The sequence below is a fragment of the Barnesiella sp. genome, assembly GCF_022723415.1.
Taxonomy (GTDB): domain Bacteria; phylum Bacteroidota; class Bacteroidia; order Bacteroidales; family Barnesiellaceae; genus Barnesiella; species Barnesiella intestinihominis.
In genome coordinates this window covers 1-22,971 of the sequence record NZ_JAIJHU010000051.1, presented here as the reverse complement: position 1 = coordinate 22,971, position 22,971 = coordinate 1, and the positions used below count along the sequence as shown (strand labels likewise).

22 protein-coding genes are annotated in these 22,971 nt (G+C 46.2%); 11 read left to right on the top strand and 11 right to left on the bottom strand.

Annotated elements, in window-relative coordinates; genetic code table 11:
• Nucleotides 1-406: 406 nt before the first annotated feature.
• Genes QVD32_RS10345 through QVD32_RS10335 form a run of 3 tightly spaced genes read left to right on the top strand, consistent with a single transcriptional unit; the run spans nucleotide 407 to nucleotide 4,030 of the window.
• Nucleotides 407-1,990, top strand: a complete 1,584-nt coding sequence (locus QVD32_RS10345; protein WP_008862318.1) for a hypothetical protein — start codon at nucleotides 407-409, stop codon at nucleotides 1,988-1,990.
• Between the two features lie 37 nt (nucleotides 1,991-2,027).
• The gene (locus QVD32_RS10340; protein ID WP_021890852.1) at nucleotides 2,028-3,608 is read left to right on the top strand and encodes an NAD(P)/FAD-dependent oxidoreductase; all 1,581 of its coding nucleotides are present in this window, start codon (nucleotides 2,028-2,030) and stop codon (nucleotides 3,606-3,608) included.
• A complete protein-coding gene (locus QVD32_RS10335; protein ID WP_021890853.1) occupies nucleotides 3,605-4,030 on the top strand; it encodes a GtrA family protein in 426 nt (141 codons plus the stop codon). The genes QVD32_RS10340 and QVD32_RS10335 overlap by 4 nt, the downstream gene beginning before the upstream one ends.
• A gap of 108 nt (nucleotides 4,031-4,138) precedes the next feature.
• Here QVD32_RS10335 and QVD32_RS10330 read toward each other — a convergent pair whose 3' ends face one another.
• The 7 genes from QVD32_RS10330 to QVD32_RS10300 all read right to left on the bottom strand — a co-directional run bounded on the left by QVD32_RS10330 (nucleotide 4,139) and on the right by QVD32_RS10300 (nucleotide 11,089).
• Nucleotides 4,139-4,624, bottom strand: coding sequence for an SPOR domain-containing protein (locus tag QVD32_RS10330; RefSeq protein WP_021890854.1), 486 nt, complete (start codon nucleotides 4,622-4,624; stop codon nucleotides 4,139-4,141).
• Between the two features lie 177 nt (nucleotides 4,625-4,801).
• A complete protein-coding gene (hisB, locus tag QVD32_RS10325) occupies nucleotides 4,802-5,929 on the bottom strand; it encodes a bifunctional histidinol-phosphatase/imidazoleglycerol-phosphate dehydratase HisB (protein WP_021890855.1) in 1,128 nt (375 codons plus the stop codon).
• Between the two features lie 11 nt (nucleotides 5,930-5,940).
• Nucleotides 5,941-6,975 (bottom strand): histidinol-phosphate transaminase, encoded by a 1,035-nt coding sequence (gene hisC / locus QVD32_RS10320; RefSeq protein WP_021890856.1) that lies wholly within the window; start codon nucleotides 6,973-6,975, stop codon nucleotides 5,941-5,943.
• 11 nt (nucleotides 6,976-6,986) lie between these two features.
• Nucleotides 6,987-8,273, bottom strand: a complete 1,287-nt coding sequence (hisD, locus tag QVD32_RS10315) for a histidinol dehydrogenase (protein ID WP_118687537.1) — start codon at nucleotides 8,271-8,273, stop codon at nucleotides 6,987-6,989.
• 7 nt (nucleotides 8,274-8,280) lie between these two features.
• Nucleotides 8,281-9,132, bottom strand: a complete 852-nt coding sequence (gene hisG / locus QVD32_RS10310; RefSeq protein ID WP_118687532.1) for an ATP phosphoribosyltransferase — start codon at nucleotides 9,130-9,132, stop codon at nucleotides 8,281-8,283.
• Nucleotides 9,133-9,402: 270 nt separating this feature from the next.
• Complete coding sequence (locus QVD32_RS10305; RefSeq protein WP_008862326.1) at nucleotides 9,403-10,422, bottom strand: inorganic phosphate transporter; 1,020 nt, start codon at nucleotides 10,420-10,422, stop codon at nucleotides 9,403-9,405.
• A gap of 19 nt (nucleotides 10,423-10,441) precedes the next feature.
• Nucleotides 10,442-11,089, bottom strand: coding sequence for a DUF47 domain-containing protein (locus tag QVD32_RS10300; protein WP_008862327.1), 648 nt, complete (start codon nucleotides 11,087-11,089; stop codon nucleotides 10,442-10,444).
• A 239-nt stretch (nucleotides 11,090-11,328) separates the two neighbouring features.
• Here QVD32_RS10300 and mnmC2 point away from each other — a divergent pair, with 239 nt between their 5' ends.
• The gene (mnmC2, locus tag QVD32_RS10295; RefSeq protein ID WP_040296159.1) at nucleotides 11,329-11,985 is read left to right on the top strand and encodes a tRNA (5-methylaminomethyl-2-thiouridine)(34)-methyltransferase MnmC2; all 657 of its coding nucleotides are present in this window, start codon (nucleotides 11,329-11,331) and stop codon (nucleotides 11,983-11,985) included.
• Between the two features lie 5 nt (nucleotides 11,986-11,990).
• On the opposite strand, the gene QVD32_RS10290 is transcribed toward mnmC2, so the two are convergent.
• From QVD32_RS10290 to hypF, 4 genes are read right to left on the bottom strand one after another with little or no spacing between them, the layout of a single operon-like run.
• Complete coding sequence (locus tag QVD32_RS10290) at nucleotides 11,991-12,611, bottom strand: class I SAM-dependent methyltransferase (protein ID WP_118687531.1); 621 nt, start codon at nucleotides 12,609-12,611, stop codon at nucleotides 11,991-11,993.
• Nucleotides 12,608-13,357 (bottom strand): hydrogenase nickel incorporation protein HypB, encoded by a 750-nt coding sequence (gene hypB, locus QVD32_RS10285; protein WP_008862330.1) that lies wholly within the window; start codon nucleotides 13,355-13,357, stop codon nucleotides 12,608-12,610. The genes QVD32_RS10290 and hypB overlap by 4 nt, the downstream gene beginning before the upstream one ends.
• A 21-nt stretch (nucleotides 13,358-13,378) precedes the next feature.
• A complete protein-coding gene (locus tag QVD32_RS10280; protein WP_008862331.1) occupies nucleotides 13,379-13,729 on the bottom strand; it encodes a hydrogenase maturation nickel metallochaperone HypA/HybF in 351 nt (116 codons plus the stop codon).
• The gene (gene hypF, locus QVD32_RS10275) at nucleotides 13,704-16,016 is read right to left on the bottom strand and encodes a carbamoyltransferase HypF (RefSeq protein WP_008862332.1); all 2,313 of its coding nucleotides are present in this window, start codon (nucleotides 16,014-16,016) and stop codon (nucleotides 13,704-13,706) included. Before hypF ends, QVD32_RS10280 begins: the two co-directional genes overlap by 26 nt.
• 84 nt (nucleotides 16,017-16,100) lie before the next feature.
• Here hypF and QVD32_RS10270 point away from each other — a divergent pair, with 84 nt between their 5' ends.
• Genes QVD32_RS10270 through QVD32_RS10240 form a run of 7 tightly spaced genes read left to right on the top strand, consistent with a single transcriptional unit; the run spans nucleotide 16,101 to nucleotide 22,691 of the window.
• Entirely contained in the window at nucleotides 16,101-16,349 is a 249-nt protein-coding gene (locus tag QVD32_RS10270; protein WP_040296203.1) for a HypC/HybG/HupF family hydrogenase formation chaperone, read from the top strand.
• On the top strand, nucleotides 16,339-17,424 hold the full coding sequence (gene hypD, locus QVD32_RS10265; RefSeq protein WP_008862334.1) for a hydrogenase formation protein HypD: 1,086 nt from the start codon (nucleotides 16,339-16,341) through the stop codon (nucleotides 17,422-17,424). The genes QVD32_RS10270 and hypD overlap by 11 nt, the downstream gene beginning before the upstream one ends.
• A gap of 10 nt (nucleotides 17,425-17,434) precedes the next feature.
• Nucleotides 17,435-18,475 (top strand): hydrogenase expression/formation protein HypE, encoded by a 1,041-nt coding sequence (gene hypE / locus QVD32_RS10260; protein WP_008862335.1) that lies wholly within the window; start codon nucleotides 17,435-17,437, stop codon nucleotides 18,473-18,475.
• A gap of 22 nt (nucleotides 18,476-18,497) precedes the next feature.
• Nucleotides 18,498-19,685 (top strand): hydrogenase small subunit, encoded by a 1,188-nt coding sequence (locus tag QVD32_RS10255; protein WP_021890866.1) that lies wholly within the window; start codon nucleotides 18,498-18,500, stop codon nucleotides 19,683-19,685.
• 11 nt (nucleotides 19,686-19,696) lie between these two features.
• A complete protein-coding gene (locus QVD32_RS10250; RefSeq protein WP_021890867.1) occupies nucleotides 19,697-21,415 on the top strand; it encodes a nickel-dependent hydrogenase large subunit in 1,719 nt (572 codons plus the stop codon).
• A 24-nt stretch (nucleotides 21,416-21,439) separates the two neighbouring features.
• Nucleotides 21,440-22,201 carry a Ni/Fe-hydrogenase, b-type cytochrome subunit gene (gene cybH, locus QVD32_RS10245; RefSeq protein ID WP_021890868.1) on the top strand — a complete coding sequence of 254 codons (762 nt, stop codon included), beginning with the start codon at nucleotides 21,440-21,442 and terminating at the stop codon, nucleotides 22,199-22,201.
• Nucleotides 22,170-22,691, top strand: coding sequence for a hydrogenase maturation protease (locus QVD32_RS10240; protein WP_021890869.1), 522 nt, complete (start codon nucleotides 22,170-22,172; stop codon nucleotides 22,689-22,691). Before cybH ends, QVD32_RS10240 begins: the two co-directional genes overlap by 32 nt.
• Nucleotides 22,692-22,971: the final 280 nt, after the last annotated feature.

Below are 22,971 nucleotides of genomic sequence, written 5' to 3'. Positions count from 1 at the left end.
TAACATAACGAGCCATTTTCTCATCTCCTCTGTGTTTTGCTAATGCAAAATATGGAGCGAAACGTCATGTCGTATCAACAAAAAGATTCAAGACCGTCAAAAGCATGAGCAAATTAGTGTAACAAGGACTTTCTTTGACAGGGTAAGAAAGTCCTTTGTATCACAATCCTCCCCTGCCGTGCCCCGAAGCATTGCGGTGTGTGGCGCAAAAAAATATAGGGGAGGTGGCACGAAGTGACGGAGGGGTTAATAAAAACAGCAGCCCGAACGGTTCGTTCTTCTCGCCACTAAAAAGAATAAGCGAATCCCCCCTCACGAAAAGATTGAAATATGGCAAAAAATTTCATTCCATATAAAAAATAGATTATTTTTGTTTTAATATTTTTATAATAACATATCGATAATTATGAAGATCCAGAAAAACCGAGCCATTTATATAGGGTTGTTGATCATCGTATGGGCATGTGCCTACGTTTACATTTTTAATGAAAAAATAGATATAAACGGGGACAACTGCCGGTACTATACATTTGCCTCGTCTCTCGCTTCTGGACAAGGTTATGCCGATATATCGGCTCCCACCCCTCACCCCACCAATGCCTTTCCCCCGGGATATCCTTTATTGATGACCCCGCTAAGATTTTTTACCGACAGCATCATAGCTCAAAAAATACTCAACGGGCTTTTCCTTTTAGGCGGAGCTTTGTTACTGTTCTTTTTTATGATCAAACGCAAAATACCCGAAAGCCTTGCACTAGTAGGAGCCTGCGCCGCCATTCTGAGCGATCGGGTACTTCACTTCTCCACGATGATGATGAGCGAGATGTCTTGCTTTTTCGTTTCAACCGCGGCCATTTTCCTCTTAGCGAATATGAAGAAAGAAAAGCCATTCTATAAAGACCTTTCTTTCTACGGCATGTTAGTCATGGTCATACTCTGCTACCACATTCGTACACAAGGAGTTGCTCTATTCGCCGCCGTCGTGCTCTTTTTTCTCTGTACGAAAAAGTGGAAAGAAGCGGCAAGCACAGTCGCCGGATTCATCATCGGTTGTCTCCCGTGGATATGGAGAAATAAATCGTTAGGTATCGGGCAAAGCCGTTATTTCGAGTCCATTGCACAAGTAAATCCGTGGAGACCCGAAGACGGATCGCTCGATCTGAGCGGTATTATCGACCGCTTTTTCGAAACGCTCGGTATGCTGGTTTCCAAAGCCCTGCCCAACTCGGTAATCCCCTATTTTAAAGTCAATTACTCCGCCGAAGTTTCCGCCGGATTTTTCATGTGGATCATAGCGATACTGCTCATTTTTCTCATCATACGCGGTTTTTGGGCTTTCGGGAAGTACCGTTGGGTACTCATCGGTTACACCGTTTTCACTTTCGGACTCGTTTCCATTTTCAGTACCCCCAGTGAAAACCGCTACATTACCACACTTATTCCCTTCATGAATATGGGATTACTCGTAGGCATCTACGCCGTGGCGACGGATACGATCCATCGTTTCAAATTAAAATATACTTTCTCCCCGTGGGTACTCTCCCTTTTATTGCTCACCGGCATAGGAAACATACAGGAGTTACACGCCATGAACAAAATGCCGTTCCCGCCGGCCTATCAAAACTTTTTTCGATTGGGTCTCGTGTTAAAAGAACATGTTTCGCCCGAAACCGTAGTAGCCTCCCGAAAAGGAGAATTACTCTACATGTTTTCAGGGACACGAGTCGCCGGCTACGCCTATTCACAAGACGACCGCGCTGTAATACAGAAAATGCTCGACGACGGGGTGGAATATGTCATTCTCGACCAGCTCGGATACAGCTCTACCCCCCGATACCTTTACCCGGCGATACAAAAGAACGACGACCTTTTCTTCGTCGCTTCCCATGTACCCAACCCGGATACCTATCTATTAAAATTCGACAGAGAGGCCGCCAAGAAAAAACTTTCTCAATCCCAACGGCAAGATGGAAAAAATACGCTACCTTAGAGCCGGGAAGCGATCCTTTCAATTTCAATCGACAGATATGAATACAATCGATAAAAATAAAAAGCAAGCCGTCATCGCCGGAGCCGGTCCCGCAGGGCTCACCGGAGCCTACGAGCTACTCAAACATACAGACATTCACCCTGTCGTATTCGAAGAGTCCGGTGACATAGGCGGTATTTCCAAAACAGTTCGATATCAAGGTAACCGCATGGATATAGGAGGACATCGTTTCTTCTCCAAGAGCCAACGAGTTACCGAATGGTGGGACGAAATCATGCCGTTACAAGGCGCCCCCTCTCTCGATGACAGGTTGCTGGGAACCACCGGCAAAGAATTTGCCCCAAAAGGCCCCGATCCTGAAAAGACCGACCGCGTGATGCTCGTAAGAAACCGCATATCCCGCATATTCTACCTGCATAAGTTTTTCGACTATCCCATATCGCTCAAACTGAAAACGTTCACCAACATGGGACTTTTCCGCACCATCGAAGCCGGTTGCGGATACGTATGGTCGGTATTCTTCAAAAAGCCCGAAACATCGTTGGAAAACTTTTACATCAACCGGTTCGGCAAACCGCTTTACAGAATGTTCTTCGAAGACTACACCGAAAAAGTCTGGGGCGTACACCCCTCGAAACTGGGAGCCGACTGGGGTGCACAGCGAGTAAAAGGACTGTCGGTATTCGCCATACTCAAAGACATGCTCAAAAAAAGTTTCTCCAAAAAGGAAAACCTCAAAGAGGTGGAAACCTCGCTCATCGAGCAATTCGTCTATCCCAAACTCGGTCCCGGGCAACTTTGGGAAACTGTGGCCGGCGAAGTATCTGAAAAAGGAGGCGAGGTCATCACGGAAACCCCGGTCAAAGAGATTCACATCGAAAGAAATCGGGTAACAAGTGTCACAGTCGAGACACCTTCGGGCGAACGGAGAGAAGTACCCTGCGACTATTTCCTTTCGTCCCTCCCGCTAAAAGACCTCATACGGTCTATCCGGGGAATCGATGTACCCGACGATGTGAAACGCATTGCCGAAGAACTGCCTTACCGCGATTTTATCACGGTGGGACTATTGATGAAAAAACTATCCATAAAAAATCGAACCAAAATAAAAACTTTCGCCGATCGCATCCCCGACACATGGATTTACATACAGGAACGCGATGTGCGAATAGGCCGTCTGCAAATATTCAACAACTGGTCGCCCTATTTGGTAAAAGACTACGAAAATACGATATGGATAGGGTTAGAATACTTCTGTACCGAGGGCGACGACTTTTGGGAAATGCCCGATAAGGACTTCACGCAAATGGCTATCGGTGAGCTGGCCCAAATAGGGATCATCGATCCCGACGATGTCTTGGATTCGGTACGCATAAAAGTCAAAAAAGCCTACCCCTCTTATTTCGGCAGCTATTACGAACTCGATAAGGTAAAAGATTTCTTGAACAAAATAGAAAATCTTTGGTGCATAGGCCGCAACGGGCAACATCGGTACAACAACATGGATCATTCCATGATGACCGCTATGGTCGCCGTCGATCACATCGCCACCGGAAATAACGATAAAAGCGAGGTATGGTCGGTAAATACAGAAGAAGAATATCACGAAAGCAAATGAATCCGACTGATAAATTCAAAAAAATCTTCTACGGAGCATCCGATAATCTCCTTATCCAATTCGTGCGATACTTCTTTGTCGGAGGATTCGCTTTTATCGTAGACTTCGGGCTATTGTATATCCTCACCGAATACGCCGGACTGCATTATCTCCTCTCGGCGACCCTCTCGTTCATAGCCGGGTTGGTCGTCAACTACATCATCAGTTGCATTTGGGTATTCAACAATTCGAAATTTAGAAACCGCATTGTCGAGTTCCTTTTCTTTGCCGCAATAGGAGTCGTGGGATTAGGGTTCAACGACCTTCTCATCTGGCTCTTCACCGACTGTATCGGCACACACTACATGTTCTCCAAAATCGTCGCTGCCGCTATGGTCTACTTGTGGAACTTCTTCGCTCGCAAATACTTGGTATTTAAATAAACGGAAGAACAGACAAGCCACAGGAGTCTCTTACCAGTCTGTCCAGAACATAAAAAAGGCTGCCCCAACCGCTTGGAACAGCCCCGTATAAACTACTTGAACAGTTTTCTACTTGTTAATCAAGAACCAAGCATCGGTAAACTGAGGGTACTTAGCCTGCAATCCTTCGCGAGCCTGTACGGCAGTAGCCCTGTCGTCGAACGAACAAGCTACGACACGATACATACCTTGTGCATTCTGAGCCAATACGGCAGGATAGCCGTCGGCACGCAAACGCTCGCAAAGGCTCTGTGCATTGAGTCGCTGACGGAAGCTCCCCACGATTACATTGTAACTCTTCAACAAAGCATCGTTCCCGTCGACAGCGTTTATTTTCTCACTCTGTTCCCGAATAGGAGCCGTCGTCGTTGTCGTCGAAGGAGTTGTCACTACGGGTTGCTCCGCTACGGGTGTAGTTCCGGTTGTAACAGGCTCTTCTATCTTCTTCTCTTGGGCCTTCTCATAAGCAGCCTTATAGGCACTTTGGCTCGACTTACACGATGCCATACCACCGATTAACAAAAGGGATAATCCCCAAATCCAATTCTTTCTCATAGGGCTATAATTTTTAAATATTTACTCGATTTCCTATTTCTATTCGCCTTTACGAATACAATGCAAAAGTAACAAATAAACTTTATTACAAAAATCAATCTTACAAAAATACAAGGATCACCTATCATTTTGTTTACCCCTGCCCCCATTTCAAAATCTCAGGATTTGCTCCCCGATTCACAAAACACCTTTTGTCGAAGGCAATTCACGGTCGGTAATATCCCGTTTCACTGCCATTCGTAAAGCTCGCGCCAATGCTTTGAAAATCCCTTCTATTTTATGATGTTCATTCGTACCTTCCGCTTGAATATTCAAATTCATACGAGCCGCATCACTGAACGACTTAAAAAAATGGTAGAACATCTCGGTAGGCATATCGCCGATCTTCTCACGGTGGAAAGTTGCATTCCACACCAACCACGGCCTTCCCCCGAAATCGAGAGCGACCCTGCATAAGCAATCGTCCATAGGCAAAGAAAAACCATACCGACCTATACCCCGTTTGTCACCCAACGCCCGAGCAAAGGCCTCGCCCAAAGCTATCGCCGTATCCTCTATCGTATGATGTTCGTCCACCTGCAAATCTCCGGTCACGAACACAGACAAATCAACTCCGGCATGCCGCCCTAACTGGTCCAGCATGTGATCGAAGAATCCCAACCCGGTATGCACCTCGGTTCGCCCCGTCCCATCTAGATTCAGCGTAACGCAAATATCGGTCTCGGAGGTACGCCGGTCGATAGTAACCCGACGAGTTCCGGCACATAAAATCTCGGCGATTTTCCACCAGTCGTCGGTCACCGCTTCGCAGACCGATGAAAGTCCCTCAGCTTCCAGCTCAGCCACACCCCGCTCGGGCAGAGCGAAATAAATCGCTTTACAACCGAGATTAGCGGCCAGTTGTACATCGGTCATTCGATCGCCTATAACATAAGAATGTTCCAAATCATACTCTCCCGATTGGTATCGAGAAAGCATAGCCGTACCCGGTTTACGGGTCGGAAGGTTCTCTTCGGGAAACGAGGAGTCTACGCAAACCTCGTCGAAACGAATACCCTCGTTAGCGAAAGCCTGTATAATTTTACGCTGCACCGTCCAAAAATTCTCTGCCGGGAACGAAGGCGTGCCCATACCATCTTGATTGGTCACCATCACCCACTCGAAGTCGAGACGGGTAGCCACATAAGCAAGACTCTGAAACACTTTGGGCATAAATTCCAATTTTTCAAGCGAATCGACTTGTTTATCCACAGGAGGTTCTACTACCAATGTTCCGTCCCGGTCGATAAAAAGAACTCTTTTCATAACTCTCGAATTTAGCTGTAACTTTTCAACGTTTCCAATAAAACCTTCATTTCCCGATCTGTCCCGATAGTGATGCGCAGACAATCGCCGCATAAAGCAACTTTCGAACGATTACGAACGACGATTCCATCGGTAACCAGTCGTAAATATATCTTCTCGGCATCCTCCATCTTCACCAATACAAAATTGGCATCACTCGGATAAACCGTTTTTACCATCGGTATGCCGGACAGGCGCTCGACAAACCGCGACCGAACCGATAATATCTCATCAACCCACCGCCGGACTTCGTTCTCACGGTCGAGCATTTCCATCGCATAACGCTGAACCAAAGCACTGATGTTATACGGATATTTCACTTGATTATAATAGCCGATGATATCAGGCGAAGCAAACGCCATTCCCAGACGGACTCCGGCACTACCCCATGCCTTCGAAAAGGTTTGCAGCACAACCAAATTATGAAATTCGTTCAACCGGCGAATCCACGAAGGCCGGGACGAGAAATCTATATAGGCTTCGTCCACGACCACAATCCCGTCAAAAGCAGTTATCAATCGCTCGATCTCGATAGCAGGAAAGACATTGCCGGTAGGATTATTCGGCGAACATAAAAACAACAACCTGCTATGAGTATCGATAGTTTGCAATATAGCATCGCAATCCAACGAAAAGTCTTTCTTCAACAGGACTTCGCGATACTCTACGCCGTTAATGTCGGCACACACTTTATACATACCGTAGGTAGGAGTTATCGAAACCGCATTATCCCGTCCGGGCTCACAAAAGATACGATACAGTAAATCTATCGCTTCGTCACTTCCCACACCGAGAAAAATGTTTTCGGGCATTACACCCCGTTGCTTCGCCAACTTCTCTTTCAAATCGTTTTGCAACGGATCGGGATAACGATTATACGGAGGATTAAACGGGATTTCATTGGCATCAAGCCATACCGAAGCCTCTCCCGAAAATTCATTCCGAGCCGAGGAATAAGGTTTTAATTGTCGAATATTGGGACGCACCCATTGTTCTATCTTTTTCATAACTGCACTTTTTAGGAATGAATAGACTGCAAACGCACCGTCACAGCTTCTTTATGCGCCTCCAATCGTTCGGCCTCCGCCATTTCCTCAATCACCGGACCGAGATTTTTCAACCCTTCGGACGAAATCTGCTGGAAAGTAATTTTACGAGTGAAGCTATCGAGATTTACCCCGCTATACGACTTGGCATACCCACTGGTCGGAAGCGTGTGATTCGTCCCCGAAGCATAATCGCCGGCACTTTCGGGGGTATAATATCCTAAGAATACCGACCCGGCATTAACGATTGCCGAAGCCCACTCCTCGGCATCTGCACGATGCACGACGAGGTGTTCGGGAGCATACGCATTGACAAAGTCGGCCAAATCGGCCTCTCGCTCCAACAAGACGACCGAGCTGTGAGAAAGAGACTTCTCCACCCATTCACGCCGAGGCAATCGGTCCAGTTGTCGTTCGATCTCAGCCGGGAACAAATCGGCTATTCTACGATCGGTAGTCAGCAGTATCGACTGACTATCAGCCCCATGTTCGGCCTGCGACAAAAAATCGGCGGCAAGAAATCGTACATCGGCGCCCGAATCGGCCACAATCATCACTTCCGAAGGCCCTGCCGGCATATCGATAGCTACACCTTGCACGGATACTTGCTGTTTAGCGGCCATTACATAACGATTTCCCGGTCCAAAAATCTTATATACCTGCGGAACACTCTCCGTGCCAAAAGCCATAGCGCCTATGGCCTGCACTCCTCCCAGTTTAAAAATACGGTCTATCCCTGTCTCACGAGCCGCATACAATATAGCGGGGGCTATCTTACCCTCCTTTCCGGGAGGAGTACACATCACTATTTCGTGACAACCCGCCAAACGAGCCGGGACAGCCAGCATCAGTACCGTAGAAAAAAGCGGAGCTGTACCGCCCGGTACATACAGACCTACTTTTTCTATTCCCACGGGCTTCTGCCAACACCATACACCGGGCGAGGTTTCTACTTTTTTCACCTCGATAGCCTGCGAAGCGTGGAACTTACGAATGTTGTCGATAGCCTGTCTTATCGCCTTTTTCAAAGACTCGGGCACAGCCGCGACCCCTTCTTCCATTTCGGCAGGCGTCACCTGCAATGCATCCAATACAACCCGATCGAATTGCTTCTCATAACGTCTCAACGCATCGTCTCCTTCGCATCGTACCGACTCTAAAATATCGGATACCGTGCGAGATAATGAGATCAAATCCATTTGCGGACGAGCCATAATCGACTTCCATTCGTCCCACTTCGGATATTTCCAAACCGTCACTGTCATATCACAAAATCATCTTTTCAATGTCCAACACCAATATACCCTCGGCTCCTGCCATTTTCAGCCGATTAATAATCTCCCAAAAGCATTTTTCGTCGAGTACCGTATGCACCGAACACCACTCCTTATCTGCCAGAGGCATGACCGTGGGGCTTTTGATTCCCGGCAACACTGACAACACGTCGTTCAACTTCTTTTGCGGGACATTCATGAGAATATACTTTTTATCATCTGCGGCTTGTACCGAATCGAAACGAAACAACAGCTCGTCCAGTATTCCTCGCTTTTCGGGAGAAATAGAATCCGTTCCTATGAGAACAGCTTCCGATTCGACGACGGTTTCAACTTCTTTCAATCGATTGCTAACCAACGTACTGCCCGAACTAACAATATCGAATATGGCATCGGCCAATCTAATTCCGGGAGCTATCTCGACCGAACCGGTAATTACATGAATGTCCGAAACTATCCCGTTCTTGTGCAGATAATCTGACAATATTCCGGGATAAGACGTCGCTATTTTCTTTCCCGAAAACCAGTTTCTATCTTGATAGTCTATGTCTTGGGGTATAGCTAATGAAAGGCGACACTTCCCGAAGCCTAACTTTTTCAAAATACCCACAGGGCAACGCTTCTCCATGACCTCGTTCAATCCCACGATTCCTACATCGGCAACCCCCGAAGCCACAGACTCAGGAATATCGTCGTCCCTTAGAAACAACACTTCCACGGGGAAGTTTCGTGCAGGAACCAACAACGTCCTCTTCCCTCCCGGTATCTTGATACCTGCCTCCTCTAACAAAGCCATAGACTCCTCATATAGTCTCCCTTTCGACTGAATAGCTATCCTCAGCATAATTCTTCATGTTTTTAATAAGTAAAATCCATATAAAAAAGGCTTACCATAATCCGGTAAGCCTACAACATTTTCCTATGTTATTTTTACATACAGACTCACCCTATCCCCCAAAGGGACAATGCACGTGACTGTGATGTAAAAATAGAAGCATCATTAATCTTAACTATAAATTTTCAACAAAAATAAGGCATTAAATACAAAATACAAATTGTTTCGCTATTTTTCTTTCAAATTTATATATTATATCGTTTTTTAGTAACAACGAACTTATCCTAAAAAGAAAGTAACGACCATATAAATACCTGCTGCCAAAAGCGCACTGACAGGAATCGTAAGAATCCATGCGACTAAAAGACTTTTCGTCACACCCCAACGAACCGCAGACAAGCGTTTGGTCGCTCCCACACCGATAATAGCCCCGGTAATGGTATGTGTAGTACTTACGGGAATCTTTAAAATTTCGGTTAAATAAAGCGTGAACGCCCCAGCCGTTTCGGCTACCACTCCCTCCAACGGAGTAACCTTCGTAATTTTCGTTCCCATTGTTTTTACTATCTTCCAACCTCCCGACATCGTCCCCAACGATATGGCCGTAAAGCAGGCAAACGCTACCCAATCGGGCAAATCGGCAATGCTGTTTATCCCCATACCTAAACCCATCGAGTGAGCGGCAATCATAGCGGCAGCAATAATACCCATTACTTTCTGGGAATCGTTCAAACCATGCCCGATACTAAACATCGCCGAAGAAACCAACTGTAATTTCTTGAACCAAACCTCAGCCTTATGGGGTTGAACCCGGCGACAAATATGAAGAACCAATATCGTAAATCCGAACGCCACGACCATTCCTATAAATGGAGCCAAGAAAATAAATGCGGCTATTTTGAGAATAATATTGAGCTGAATCGCCCCGAATCCACTAGCCATAATGGCAGCACCGGCAAATCCTCCGATAAGGGTATGCGACGAAGAAGACGGAATACCTTTCCACCAAGTAATCAAATTCCATGCGATAGCGGCAATCACACCCGACAAAATAATAGGCAGAGTGATAAACTCTTCTACCACGGTCTTGGATACAGTATTGGCTATACCAAACCCACCGATAATGTATTTGGCAATAAAGAACGCGACAAAATTAAAGAAAGCAGCCCACAAAACCGCTTGAAAGGGTGTAAGGACTTTTGTCGACACGATTGTCGCTATCGAATTGGCAGCATCATGAAACCCGTTGATAAAATCGAACAGCAATGCCAGTACAATAATAACTATCAATAACTCCATAACATAACTCTTTACGGATTTATGCGTACTTAACAATCAACGTTCTCAGGATTTTTCCAACATACTCGGCCGAGTCGGTAGTCTTCTCTAATATCTGCATGATCTCTTTTATCTTGATAATCTCGATACAGTCTTTCTCCTCCTCGAATAACTTTGTGATGAACAGTTCATACACATCGTCTGCCTGATTCTCTATATCGTGTAATTTCGAACAATATTCTCTCAATGTAGCCGGATTCTTGCGAAACGTATCCAACTCGTCCATCGCTTTACAGATATAATCCGCCTCTTTCTGTACCAACAAACTCAGTTCTTTTCCGCTATCGCCGATAGGTCGCGGATTATAAATCGCTATACGTTTCGCACAACTGTTTATTCCATCGATGACATCGTCCATGTGAGAAGCCAATGCCTGTATATCCTCTCTGTCAAACGGAGTAATAAAAGTAGTTCCTAATTCATCAAAAATCAAGTGAGCCAATCTATCCCCTTCACGTTCTAAATCTTTAATTTTTTTATAATAGGAAGATCGTTCCTCCGGCTTGTCATGTTGCATGCTCTCTACCAAAACAGCCGAAGAAGAAACCAACACTTCGGAAAGTTGTTTCAACAATGGGAAAAATTTGGGTTCCTTAGGGGTAAATCTGCTAAAAAAGGAATTTTTCATAAATGTGTATAATATAATTATTTAATGTATCCTCTTTCTCGATTTATCCTTATCTACTCAATACCAAGAAGATAAAACGGATATATCTTTTGTAGATTGCAAAGGTAGAAGAATGTATATATACATCATATTACATTTATTTTAAATTTTCACATGGCTTAATTTTTTATTTCATATCATACATAAAAAGATTGTTTTATTTTTGTTCCCGAATATTCCTCACCGAGATGCAAAATAATATGATTATAGAACAAACCGAAGATGGTATCCCCACTCTCTATTTGCCGAGAATGGACGAACATTACCACTCCACCAAAGGAGCTTTGGCGGAAGCTCGGCATGTATACATCGACTCTGCATTGCGAGCTTCTGGGAAAAAAGAAATCAATGTCCTTGAAATAGGTTTCGGAACCGGATTAAACACATTTCTTACATTTCTCGAATCACAGGAAAAAGGATTAAGGATAAATTATACCACCTTCGAACTATATCCTCTCTCCCCCGACATAACCGAAAAATTGAACTACCCGGCGCTCATAGCCCCAAGCTCAGAATCGATATTCGCTCTTTTACATCAATGCGAATGGAATCAAAAGATCGCTATATCACCCTTGTTTACCTTATACAAACGCCATGCCGACCTCACCCGAACCTCTCTCGAAGGAATATACGACGTGGTTTATTTCGATGCGTTCGCTCCCGAAAAGCAACCCGAAATGTGGGACGAGAAAATTTTCCGGGAGATTTTCAGTCACTTGTCTCCGGGTGGTATTCTGAGCACCTACTGTGCGAAAGGGGAAATAAGACGAAGGCTTCAATCTGTCGGGTTTACGGTAGAACGGTTACCCGGCCCGCCGAACGGTAAACGGGAAATTCTAAGAGCATCCAAAAGATAACTCTGTCAATAGATTGCATCGGCTACCGAGGCACTCAATTTCCTACCGACTCGCTGTAACAAGATATAATAGTATTCATCGGTTTCATCGAACGAAGCCACAGACAAGCCTATCTCCGTAAACTGGGCGACTTGTTCCGCTACCGGTAATAAATTTCGGGCAAAAACTTTATCCGATATACGTTTGTGCATTTCATTTAATTGTTCCCGACTTTGGGAATGGGCAATCAACAATCTACCACCACAATACAGATTATCGGTTACCAAGCGGGCAATCGTATCTACCGGATAACGAAAATGAGGGAACACCGAATACAGCAAAATAGCATTGAAACGTCCACCCAAACGATCCCGCTCCACATCGGCCCGGACAAAGCTAACTCCTGCATTGGGAAAACGCAAAGAAGCCTCCCTCAGCATCTTTTCAGAACTGTCCACAGCCACAATAGGAGCATAGTGCCCTACCTGTTCCCGGATAAAAGGTATCATAACTCCCGTTCCCGTACCTATGTCGAGAACCGTATCGCCTTGTTTCAATTGTAAAACAGACAGCACTTTTTCTATCCTCCCGGTATCATACCGACAAGTTTTATTCCACACCCCGGCCATCTCATCAAAAAAATTCATTTCTCCTCCTTTCTCTCAAAACAAGCCAACAAATACTCGCACCACTCATCCATGCCCATACCCCGGGTCGCCGAAATTTCAAAAAAACACAACTGAGGATTTATTTTCAAGGCATTATCTTTCAATCGGGCGACATCGCTATCCACATAAGGCAACAAATCTATTTTGTTGATTATACAAATATCAGCACCGGCAAACATATAGGGATACTTCAACGGCTTATCGTCTCCCTCGGTCACACTGAGAAGAACGACTCGGAGATTTTCGCCCAAGTCGAACATGGCCGGACACACCAAATTGCCTACATTCTCTATAAACAACAACGTATCTTTCACGGCCAATTCATCGAACGCCGACGATACCATACGGGCATCGAGGTGACAACCATTGTGTGTATTGATTTGTATGGCTGGAATACCCAAATTCCTAATACGTCCGGCATCATTGTCGGTATGCTGGTCTCCCTCTATTACGGCAATCTTATGAAAATCTCTTCCACCCAGCCGTTTAATAGTGCTTTCGAGTAAAGTCGTTTTACCCGATCCCGGCGAACTAACCAAATTTATCGCCCAACAACCTGTTGTATTCCATATATTTCTATTCTGCCCGGCAATCCTATTATTCTCACTTAAAATATCTTGTTCTACGGCAATATCAACCGTTTTCCCATGTCCGTGAGCAATTCCCAGACGATGCATTTCTTCATGGCTCATCTCCTGATGGCCACAACCGCAAGTCGTACACATATCTTTTTAATTTTAATATTATTACTTATCTGTTTCTACAATCAGTGAGGTAAGACGAAACTCTTGTCCCGAAACCAACCGTGTTTTATAGCTTCCGCATTTCGGGCACGAGGCATATAACGAAACCGGTGAAAACGACTCACCGCAAACACCGCAAACCGCCAACGGTTTCACCCGATCGACCATTACCCGAGCACCGGCAAACGCACTTCTCTCCAAAACCATATTCAATGAAAATAAAAAAGCATCATTATCCACACCCGATAAATCGCCAATAGTTATCTCGATGCATCGAACCGAACCACCACCATGTAGTGCCAGCTCTTTTTCCACCAGCTCCACCACGCTACAAGCCAACGACAACTCGTGCATGCCTCTTATCATTATGGTTCATCGATTGTTCTATCCATGCAGCTGTTACGGCCATTTGTCCCACGGCAATACCGGCATCGTTACAAGGGACGGAAGCAGGCAAATAGGGTTGTAACCCCAACTGTCTCAACATGGGCATCAAAATATCGACCAACAACTTATTTTGGAAAACACCCCCGCACAGGACGACTCTCGACAACTTTTGCCGGACAGCCTGTTTCGCCAATTCAACGCACCACATAGCCGCATAGGTTCGATGAAAAGCCGAAGCTATCTCAGAGCGGGGAACTCCTTTCTGTAAATCGTTCAAAACAGCCTTCACCAACCACGAAAAATCGAGAGGATTATCTTTGTCGAAAGGATAAATTTTCAAGATAGAACGGTCGGCTACCTGTTCCAACTTTTGAGGAGCTTCCGATCGATATCGATTGAAATCCGCTATACCCAATAGAGAAGCGACTGCATCGAACAGCCGGCCTGCCCCGGAACTTAACGGAGTATTGATACGACGGGCAATCATACGACTCACCAATTTAATACGGTCCTCTCCTACCCGTTTTACGAAATTGTCGGGTAAAGGCATATTCTCTCCATACAACGAGTACAACAGCGATACGGCCATTCTCCACGGTTCACGAGCGGCAATATCGCCTCCCGGCATCGGCAAATAAAGATGGTGCGATAACCGCCTATATTCCGTACGAGAGCACCGGATCAGTTCTCCGCCCCAAATCGTGCAATCATCGCCATAACCGGTTCCGTCGAGACATAACGCCAATACATCGCCGGTGAGCGCATATTCGGCCATTACAGCTACGGCATGGGCATGGTGATGTTGTACCCGATACACAGGTATATGCCTCTCGACTGCATATCGTTCACCCCATGCCGTAGCGAAATAGTCGGGATGCAAGTCACAGACCACACACCTCGGTTCGAATCGAAACATTCGAGAAAAATGAGAAATCGATTCTTCAAAAAAAGAAAGGTTTTCCCGGCAAGACAACTCGCCTATATGTTGACCCAATAAAATATCTTCTTTTTTCCCTATCGCAAAGCAGGAAACCTGTTCGGCCCCGACAGCCAATATTCCTTCGGTAGCCTGCACGTTGCGTAATGGTTCGGGAGTATATCCCCGCGACCTTCGTATGGGACGACAAACTCCGTCATATTCCTGTACGACAGAATCATCGACCCGGTTGTAAATATCCCGATTGTACGAAACGACCGAATCGACTTTGGAATCAAACAAATCATGAGCCTCCTCATCTGCTATGACGATAGGACGTCCCCCCATATTCCCACTGGTTACCACGATTCGTCTCAATTCGGGAGCTTCTGTAAACAAATCATAATGTATCGCCATATAAGGTAATAGAACTCCCAAAGACCGATATCCCTCATTCAGCCACGGCGCATTATGCACTTTCTCCTCCGCCAGCACGATAGGCCGCCTCCACGAGTTCAACGCTTTTCGCTCCTCATCGGAAAGATTCAAATCGACCATTACCTCCCGTTCGTCCCGATACATGACAGCCAAAGGCTTGGCATAACGACCTTTCAACTCCCGTATTCGGGCGACAGCCTGCTCATTATCGGCATCGCAGATGAGGTTGTAACCGCCCAAACTTTTCAAAGCGACGACACCTCCATTCGACAATACATCGGATATTCGCGAAACTATACGGATATAAACCGTATCCTCATTCCCTTCGGAATCCCGCAGCGTATAATGCGGGCCACATTCGTTACAAGCGATGGGTTGTGCATGGAAACGGCGATCATTTACATCGGCATACTCCTCCCGACACGTATCGCACATACCAAAAGAGCTCATAGTCGTAACGGCTCTATCGTAAGGTAATTTTTCGATAATGGAAAAACGAGGCCCGCAATGCGTACAATTGATAAAGGGATACCCCATGCGATGCAACTGGTGTTTCCGGTCTTTCAAACAATCGGAGCAAATAGCTATATCGGGGCTTATACGTGTGATTTCGTCGCCAGAACTACGGCTGGGAGCAATATCGAAACTTTCATATTTTTTCGAGACACGGCATTGTACTGTTTCTATATGTTCGATAGAAGCGACCTCCGGAACCGATTTTATCAAAGCCTTCAAGAATTTCTCCTTTTGAATACAGGTAGATTGCAACACGATAAGAACTCCGTCATTACTATTATCCACGTACCCACGTAATCCCATCTCATTAGCCAAGCGGTATACATAAGGACGGAATCCTACTCCTTGCACAAGACCTCTGACATGTATGTGATATTGATTCATCTGCAAAAGTTTTTTCAGATTTCTTTCTAAACAATACAATTGTAAAAGTTGTTCATTATCCGTACCAAAACTATTACTCAAACTATGTGCTTAGCTATTCCCGGAAAAATTCTCGATATAGATACTTCCTGTTCCCTGCGTATGGCGACAGTCGATTTCGGCGGTATACATAAATCCATCTGCATACAATATGTCGACGCGGAGCCCGGCGATTTCATCTTGGCTCACGCCGGCATGGCGATAACCCGTCTCGATAGTGAAGAAGCAGAAGCTACATTGGAGGATTTCAAGATCCTCGCAGATAACCTTAATCCCGACAACCATGTGGTATGAAAAACAATTCAGGGATAACGGTAATCTTACGACATTACTCCAAGCAATCCGACAAATAGCTACGTTCCCGATACGAATCATGGAAGTATGCGGGGGACAAACCTATGCCCTGTCCCGGTATCGAATCGAAGAATTACTCCCCGACACGGTACAAATGATTCACGGGCCGGGATGCCCGGTATGCGTCACCCATGAAGATACCATATCGCAAGCTATCGAAATAGCTCGGAATCCCCAAACCATATTCTGTACCTTCGGAGACATGGTACGTGTGCCCGGGACAAAAGGAAGTTTACAACAACTCAAAGCCGAAGGAAAAGATATACGTATTGTCTATTCTCCTCTCGATACGTTACGGATAGCCAGTGAAAATCCCGAAAAACAAGTCGTCTTCTTCGCCATAGGATTCGAGACGACCACACCCCTATACACTTTGTTGTTGCAAGAAATCGTCTCCCGAAAAATAACCAATCTATCCTTGCTGACCTCCTTGTTCACCATACCCGCCGCCATATCGTTTTTAGCCCAAGACCCCGAATGTAAAATAGACGGACTGTTGGCAGCCGGACACGTATGCTCGATTACCGGGCTCCGAGAGTACGATGCCTTGGCCGAAAAATTGAAATTGCCCATCGCTGTAACCGGATTCGAACCGGCCGACTTATTATATGGCATTTATCAAGTTATACGGTTGAAAGCACAAGGCATCGACCGTACCATAAACGCTTACCGAAGAGCCGTACCTACACAAGGGAACAGAATGGCCCGACAAAAGACAGAGCGTTTCTTCACACCCTATGACGCCTATTGGAGGGGATTGGGAAAGATACCCGTCAGCGGATTGAGACTACGCCCCGAATATGAACAATACGAAGCTCGAAATCGTTTTTTATGCAAAGTAAAACCGGGCATTCAAGCCTCCGCATGTCGGGCAGGAGAAATCATGAAGGGGAAAATATCTCCCGAAAAGTGTCCCTTGTTCGGCAACCGTTGTACCCCCGATACCCCGTTAGGGGCATCTATGGTATCGTCGGAAGGAGCTTGCTCTGCTTTTTATCGTTACAGAACTAACTAAAAAACGAAATATGAATTTACCCGACTGTCCCACACCGACACAAAAATACGACCGAATCGTCATGGCCCACGGCGGCGGAGGACGAATGACAAGCCGTCTTATCGAAAAGATTTTCTATCCGGCCTTTCAAAACAAATGGCTCGAACAAGCTCATGACGGAGCGACATTGAATTTGCCTTCCGCCCGAATAGCTATCACAACCGACTCGTTCGTCGTAGACCCATTGTTCTTTCCCGGGGGAAACATCGGAGACTTGGCTATAAACGGGACCGTAAACGATTTACTGTGTTGCGGAGCCACTCCTCTCTATTTATCGGCAGGATTTATATTAGAAGAAGGCTTACCCATAGAGACATTGAAACAGATCGTACAAACCATGCGAAAAGCGGCCGGGAAAGCCGGTGTCTCTATCGTCACCGGAGACACCAAAGTCGTCGAACACGGCAAATGCGACAAGATTTTCATCAACACGACCGGAGTCGGGATCGTCCCCGAAAATATCGATATAGGACTTCACCGCATCAAGAAAGGAGATGCCGTAATCGTCACCGGCGATATCGGGAATCACGGAATCTGTATTCTCTCCACACGAGACAGTTTAGGTTTCGAGACCTCTATCCAAAGCGATACGGCGGCACTCACCCAAATCGTCTCTAATCTACTGGCCGGAGTTCCCGATGTACATATACTACGGGATCCCACACGCGGGGGATTATCGAGCACGCTAAACGAAATAGCCGAGGGTGCGAACGTAACCATCGCCATAGACGAGAACGAATTACCCATCAGCTCGTCGGTCAACGCCGCATGCGACCTGTTAGGCTTAGACCCTCTGTATGTCGCCAACGAAGGAATCATGCTTGTCTTTTTACCGGACGAGTATGCCGAACGGGCTCTACAAATCATTCGAAGTGACATACATGGGAAAAACGCACGGATAATAGGACATGTAACCGAAGACAGACACCCAGAAGTAATTCTAAAACTATCCTTAGGACAAACACGGATTCTCGATATGCTGAGCGGAGAACAATTACCGCGCATTTGCTGAAACCATAAATCGGAAGAAAACAATGGAAAAAGAACAAACTTTCTATCAGGAGCTGAAAGCCAAAGGATACACCCGTCGGCAATTCCTTAAATTCTGCGGTATCATGGGAGCTATGTTGGGCCTTCACCAAACCGGTATAGCCCAAGTTGTCAACGCACTTCAAACCAAACCCCGCAAGCCGGTTCTTTGGTTTCACTTTCAAGAGTGTACTTGTTGCAGCGAATCATTCCTACGGTCGTCTCACCCGCTTGTCGGACAAATTTTGCTTGAAATGATTTCTCTCGACTATTCCGACACGCTCATGGCAGCCAGCGGTTTCCAAGCAGAAGAAGTCCGAACCCGTTCTATGAAAGAGAATTGGGGCAAATACATCATGATTGTGGAGGGTTCGATTCCACTGGGAAATCCGGGATACTGCACTATTGCCGGACATTCCGCTAAACAGGTATTCGACGAGGCTGCCCACGGAGCGAGTGCTATTATCGCATGGGGAAATTGCGCGTCCTCCGGTTGCATACAAGGAGCTTACCCAAACCCGACAGATACGAAACCCGTACATAAAATTATCTCTGGTAAACCGGTCATTAACGTTCAGGGCTGCCCTCCTATCGCCGACGTCATGGCCGGAGTTATCACTTACATATTGACTTTCGACCGGTTACCCGAATTGGATAATATGGGCAGACCCGTCTCTTTCTACGGACGGCGTATCCACGATACTTGTTATCGCCGTCCCGCCTACGATGCCGGACTGTTTGTCGAAGCCTTCGACGATGAAAATGCGAAAAAAGGATACTGCCTATATAAAATGGGTTGCAAAGGACCGAATACATTCAATTCGTGCGCAGTCATCAAATGGAACGAAGGGGTCAGTTACCCCATACAATCGGGGCACGGGTGCATTGGATGCGCCGAACCCGGATTCTGGGACGCAGAACCCATGTACCATCACCTCCCCGGCATCAAAGGATTCGGCATCGAAGCGACGGCCGACCAAATAGGACTGGGACTGACAGCCGTAGCCGCTGCGGGAGTAACCGCACACGCCATCGTGACAAACATACAAAAAAGAAAACTCATTAAAAATCAGATGGACAACGACGATATCAATAAAGAAGAATTCGCCGTAGAAGAACATCAAATCGAACGGGAAGAAAAAAGACTCGACCAAAAAGCTCATAAACTGGAAAAAGATAAAGATAACCGATAAAAATTCGAATTATGACTAAACGAATTGTTGTAGACCCTATTACGAGAATCGAGGGCCACCTCCGCATGGAAGCCGATATAGAAAACGGTGTCATCACCGATGCTTTCAGTACCGGGACGATGATACGGGGAATCGAGATCATTGTCAAAGACCGCGATCCTCGCGACGTTTGGGCATACGTAGGCCGAGTATGCGGAGTCTGTACCTCCATACATTCGCTCTGTTCTGTCAGGGCAGTCGAAGATGCGCTACACATCGTCATTCCGCCGAATGCCGAGCAGGTGAGAAACCTCATGCAATCGGCCGTAACCATACAAGATCACGTTACACACTTCTATCAATTACAGGCTCTCGACTGGGTCGATGTCATGTCGGCCTTGAATGCCGACCCCAGAAAGGCAGCCGAAGTGGCGCAAAGCCTATCGGAATGGCCTAAAAACTCCATCGGTTATTTTGTCGAAATACAAAAGAAAATACGCACGTTCATAGAGACCAGCAAATTCAGTATTTTTTCCAACGGATATTGGGGACACCCGGCCTATAAACTTCCGCCGGAAGTGAATCTCGTGGCTTTGGCTCATTATCTCGAAGCGCTCGAAGTCCAAAAAGAAATCGTCAAAGTCCAAACCATTTTCGGAGGGAAAAATCCCCACCCCAATTTCTTGGTCGGGGGTATGGCCTGCGCCGTCAACATAAACGATCCCAACGCCCTCAACATGGAACGGTTGAATTATGTCGCTCAAATCATTGAACGTACGCAGACCTTCGTCCGCCAAGTCTACCTTCCAGATGTTCTGGCCATACTTTCCTATTACCCCGAATGGACGAAAATAGGCGGAGGGCTGCATAATTATATCGCCTATGGAGATTACCCTATGGGTAACTACGGGGAACTGTCGACCTATAAAAGTCCGAGGGGTATTGTCGTCGGTCGCGACTTATCAAAAGTCGTCGAATTCGATCCCTGGGCTATGGACGGGCTGTTGGAATTTGTCAACAATTCGTGGTATTCCTATACGCAAGGCAAAGATGTGGGGCTTCACCCGTCGGTCGGCGAAACTCATCTGAACTACACGGGTGCTACGCCACCCTATGAATACCTCGATAGAGACCAGCCTTACAGTTGGATCAAAACTCCCCGATACAAAGGTATGCCTATGGAAACAGGGCCATTGGCCCGTAATATCGTAGGACATGCATCGGGCAACGAAGCCTATAAAGAAATCACACAACGGTGTTTGAAGCAACTGAATGTCCCCTACGAAGCGATGTACTCCACAGCCGGGCGTACTTTGGCACGAGCTATCGAAGCAAATTTATTGGCAGACTGGCAAACCGAGTTTTACACGGCTTTACTGCAAAACATAAAGAACGGAGACTACCGTATGTTCAACGGTATAAAATGGGAACCCGACACTTGGCCGGAAGCAGCGCAAGGTGTAGGACTCACCGAAGCCCCGAGGGGTGCACTGGCCCACTATGTAGGCATTAAAGATAAAAAAGTCTTCAATTACCAAATGGTCGTTCCTACTACATGGAATGCCTCTCCTCGCGACACCAAAGGACAACATTCGGCTTTCGAGGCCTCCCTTATCGGGACTCCGGTCATCGATCCCCGACTGCCGCTCGAAATCATACGCACCATACACTCGTTCGACCCCTGTATGGCATGTGCCGTACATCTATATGACGAAAACGGTGAACACATACACCGATGTGAAATGTTATAATATAAACCCCAAGCAGTTGAATATATGATAAGCCGGAAAAAATCTTTACGTGAAGTCTACGTGTGGGAACTCCCCGTACGCATATTCCATTGGGTCAACGCAACAGCTATCGTCGCACTATGCGTTACCGGATACATTATCGGCAACCCACCCGCTATACAACATGCCACTCCACCCGAAGCTAACTATTGGTTCGGTTGGGTACGGTTTATCCATTTCGCTGCCGCATTTGTTTTCATTCTCAACTTTATTGTTCGCCTATATTGGGCTTTCGCCGGTAACTCGTTCGCCCGATGGAACAATTACCTCCCCCTCACCCGAAAACAGTGGAGGAGTATTTTCGATACCACCAAAGTCGATGTATTGTTGTTGTCGCCGAAACCGGTCTATGACATAGGACACAATAGCTTGGCCGCCTTTACATACTTCGGGGTCTTCGTCCTATTCATTATCCAAACCGTCACAGGACTAGCCATGTTCTGCGTGTCCACCAACAATGTTATGGAACCCTTTTTCACTTGGGTATTACTCAAATGCGGAGGGTTCTTCGTCGTAAGGCAAATACATCATATCGCCATGTGGGCATTCATTCTCTTTACGATTGCCCACATATATCTGGTATTTTACCACGACTATATCGAACGAAACGGAATAGCCTCCTCGATCATAGGAGGCTGGAAATTCGTTCGGGAGGATTTGGCGGAAGAGTACGAGACCGAACAAAAACAGCAACAACAACTTCAAAAACAAAAAGATGGAATCGCAAACGAAACAACCGAAAAATAATCCTACACCCGATAAGATACTCGTTTTGGGAATAGGAAACCTCGTACTCAACGACGAGGGTATAGGAATACACGTAGTCAATGCTCTAAGCGAGATGGAGATACCACAAGGTGTGGACGTGCTAGACGGTGGAACCGGTGGCCTTGCCCTGTTGGAAACATTGCAAAGTTACCGGCAACTTATTCTCGTAGACGCAGCACTCGACAACAACCCAGTCGGGACGATTCGGCGATTATCGCCCCAATATTCCAAAGACTATCCGCCCCTGCTAAGTGCACACGAAATAGGATTGAAAGAAATGATAGACGCCATGCTATTACTCGGACAAGCACCCCGTATCGAACTACTTGCCATCAGTGTGCGCAACTGTCATCACTTAGGCATGCAACTATCGCCCGAAGCAAGAAAAGCCATACCACAGGTATTGCAACTTATTTTTGAAATCATCAACGACCTGCAACACGATCGCTGCTTGATGGGAGCCGAGTAAAATCGCATATCCCGACTCGGCGAAATCAGAAATTTTATATTTCGTCGTAAACCGTCCCATCGTTATATCGGTCATTGTTACAGAACGATATATTTAGAAGCTGTTTTAAATTTATAGAGAAATAATATTATCATTGCAAGCAGGTATGTTCCGGCCATATTGCGCCCCTGTCTCGAATCTAGAATCCCTTGATTTTTGTCAATAGCCCGCTATTGACTGCATATCTCGGACTCCAATCTGCTTCAACATAGGTCTCAATCTGTCTCGGAATAAATTTAAA